Below are 2783 nucleotides of genomic sequence, written 5' to 3'. Positions count from 1 at the left end.
ACGGAGCACTCCGGGCGGGCAGTCGGCGACGAAGCAGGAAACCCCACGGCGCGAGCCGTAGGAATCCCCCTCCTTCAGGAGGGGGAGGAAGTCAAATCCACGCCCAGTTTCACCCGCTGGGCCCAAGAGCACGACGAAGAGATGAGGGACGGTCCGGCCTTCTACGCGGAGATCGACGAAGCGCCGCCCTGACGGCCGCCGCCTTGGCAGCCGTTGTCTTTCCGATAGTGACGGGTGCGTTTCCGCTGGTCAGGCATAGTGACGGCGCCTCGGTGGCAGAGGCGGGGTGTCGTGTCGTCTCTTCGGTGGAGGTGCCGGATGCCGTCGGTGGTGGGGCTGCTTGAGGAGCGCGAGCGTGCTGCTCGGCAGCGGGTGGAGGTCCTGCAGGCCGAGCTCCAGGAGGTGGAAGCCGCGTGGGAGCGGTTCGTGATTGCCCGTCAGACGGTGGCCGAAGTCCTGGCAGAACCTCCTGTGGGCGAGGAGGCGTCGCTGGCCGGGTTGGCCGGTGAACGGCCTGCGCGGGTCGCCGGGGCGGTGCCCGGCTCGGTGGTTCCCGCCTGGAGGGAAGGGCTCGCTCTCGACTCACTGGCGCCGGACTACCAACGGCTCGTGGAGGTCCTGGCGGGGAGCGGGGAGGAGATGGACTGCCGGCAGCTCGCGGCGGCCTTGGGTCTGGAGGTGGTAGCGGCGAAGGTGGAGGGAGTGCGGTCGAAGGTGAAGCGCCTGGCCGCGCGGGGCTGGATGGCCGAGGAACGTCCGGGGATGTTCAGCGTGCTCGCCGGGCGAGCCGGCGGCTCATGACCATGCTCATCGACCACCGGATCATCGTCTCGGAGGTGTCGGTGCGGGTCTCGTAGTCGCGGACCAGGCGGCGTGAGTGCATCAGCCATGCGAACGTCCGTTCCGCCAGCCACCTTTTCGGCAGCACCACGAAGCCCGTGGCGTCGTCGGTGCGTCTGACCACCGTCAACGCGATCCGCAGGACATCGCGGGCGAGGTCGACCAGGCGTCCGGTGTAGCCGCCGTCGGCCCACACCAGCGAGATGCGCCAGGCCGCATCCGCAGCCGCTCCAGCAGCGTCCGGCCGGCCTCGCGGTCGGTGACGGATGCGGCGGTGACCATCACGGCCAGCAGAAGCCCGAGGGTGTCCGCGACGATGTGCCTCTTGCGGCCGTTCACCTTCTTCCCGCCGTCGAACCCCCGGCTGGCAACCGGCACCGACGCGGCCCCTTTCACCGACTGCGCGTCGATGATCCCGGCGGTCGGCTCCGGATCACGGCCCGGCGCCTCGCGGACCCGGTCGCGCAGCCGGTCGTGGAACTCGGCGACCAGGCCCTTGTCCCGCCAGCGCCGGAAGAAGGCGTAGACGCGGTCCCGTGCGGGGAAGTCCGCAGGCACCGCTCTCCAGGCAATGCCGCCCGCAACCGGGTAGCGCACCGCGTCGACCAGCTGCCGGTGGCAGTAGCTCTCCGGCTGCCCGCCCCTTCCCTCCAGCCGGGCGGGCACGGGCATCGCGTCGCGCACGACTGCCCACTCCGCGTCGGTCATGTCCGAGGGGTACCTCGGACGCCAGTGCGGCCGGTCCCCGGCGTTCCCGAACCGGTGAGCGAGGCAATCACACGACAGGGGCGCGGAGTTGGACGGCAATGTCACGGAGACGGAAAACTGCGGCACCAGGGGCCTCCTGTTGCTCGACTGGATTCGACACCCACGAGCTGTACGGGAGGCCCCACTTTCATGCCCTGCCGACCAGGAGATCGTCCGACCGAGTCGGCAGACTTGAACTCACGATCACCCAAGATCGATAGAGCAACCGTTAGTCAGCGCACTCAGCGCACGAAGTCCGTTACTGTGCCGTGGTTGTCGGGAGAGGTCAGGCCCCAGAGGATCAGCCCCACGATGATTGCCAGCAGGATCAGCCCCGGCACGTTCTCGGGCCCCCAACTGACGGGCTGCCGAACCGGTGGGTCGGGTGTGGCGTCGTCGCGTGCAGCGTCGGAGTCGGCGCGCTGCCAGGGCGCGACATCGGCCTCACCCCGGGCGATCCGCGCGGCCACGTGGCGCACGTCGGCCGCGTGGTAGGTCGGCTCGCGGGTCAGGTCCGGGGAGGGCGCAGCCGAGGTACGTACGCTGTTGGCCCGCGCCACGGCCCTGATGCTGCTCGGCCTGATCTGCGGCCAGATCTCCCGGACTTCGGCCTTCGTCAGCCAGCCTTCCCCGTCCTCAAGGTCCTGCTCGTCCGCTGCCCCCATTCGAAGTCCGCCCCCTCGCTCGCCGATCACCCTTGGCTTGATACCCAGACCGCCGAAAGATCACCCGGCCGGGCAGTCACACTCGAACTCACGCCCACCGTGTTCGGTAGAGAAACGACTTCTTGGCCCAGGGGTTCGCCGGCAGACCGGCGAGACGCCGCAGCGTGCACTCGCCCGTCACCACGCTTTGAACGGCAGTGAACAACCAGGCCACATACGTGTGGGGGATCTCGCCGTTCGGCCGGAGCATCCGCCTCCGCCTCCGCGGTCCGGGCCGGTATGGCGCCCGCCGCTCGAACCGGCCGGCACCCCTCAGGGCCACGGCGCGCGCGACCGTGTCCGCGCTGACCGTACGGGCAGCGCGGACACGGCCCTGCAGGTCCTCAGGGAGGCGCACGGTGAGCCGGGCACCGGCCCCAGGCCGTTCGCGGCCTTCTTGGACGCCTCCGGCATGGCGGCCCCGGCCGCGGCGTTCACCGCCGCCGAGGCCCTTGTGCCCTCTGCCGCGCAGCGGTTCCAGCCCTGGCCGAC

4 protein-coding genes and 1 pseudogene are annotated in these 2783 nt (G+C 70.4%); 2 read left to right on the top strand and 3 right to left on the bottom strand.

What is annotated here, in order from left to right; translation table 11 throughout:
* Both ACFWBT_RS42535 and ACFWBT_RS42530 read left to right on the top strand, forming a co-directional pair.
* Window positions 1–192 (top strand): hypothetical protein (locus ACFWBT_RS42535; protein ID WP_385710063.1); only part of this gene is annotated, 192 nt, incomplete at its 5' end.
* Between the two features lie 126 nt (window positions 193–318).
* Entirely contained in the window at window positions 319–801 is a 483-nt protein-coding gene (locus ACFWBT_RS42530) for a hypothetical protein (protein ID WP_385710061.1), read from the top strand.
* On the opposite strand, the pseudogene ACFWBT_RS42525 reads toward ACFWBT_RS42530, so the two are convergent.
* From ACFWBT_RS42525 to ACFWBT_RS42515, 3 genes and pseudogenes are all read right to left on the bottom strand, one after another.
* Window positions 767–1512 (bottom strand): annotated as a pseudogene (locus ACFWBT_RS42525) (IS5 family transposase). The gene ACFWBT_RS42530 and the pseudogene ACFWBT_RS42525 overlap by 35 nt on opposite strands.
* A gap of 317 nt (window positions 1513–1829) precedes the next feature.
* Complete coding sequence (locus ACFWBT_RS42520; protein WP_385710059.1) at window positions 1830–2252, bottom strand: hypothetical protein; 423 nt, start codon at window positions 2250–2252, stop codon at window positions 1830–1832.
* Window positions 2253–2564: 312 nt separating this feature from the next.
* Window positions 2565–2783: hypothetical protein (locus tag ACFWBT_RS42515; RefSeq protein ID WP_385710057.1), on the bottom strand; the 219-nt coding region annotated here is incomplete at its 5' end.

This window comes from Streptomyces sp. NPDC060027 (assembly GCF_042737005.1).
Lineage (GTDB): Bacteria > Actinomycetota > Actinomycetes > Streptomycetales > Streptomycetaceae > Streptomyces.
This window is presented reverse-complemented; position numbering and strand designations above follow the sequence as displayed.

Bases quoted from the DNA above. Each gene is read 5' to 3' on its own strand.
- ACFWBT_RS42530 (WP_385710061.1), top strand. From the start codon at position 319: ATGCCGTCGGTGGTGGGGCTGCTTGAGGAGCGCGAGCGTGCTGCTCGG.
- ACFWBT_RS42520 (WP_385710059.1), bottom strand. From the start codon at position 2,252: ATGGGGGCAGCGGACGAGCAGGACCTTGAGGACGGGGAAGGCTGGCTG.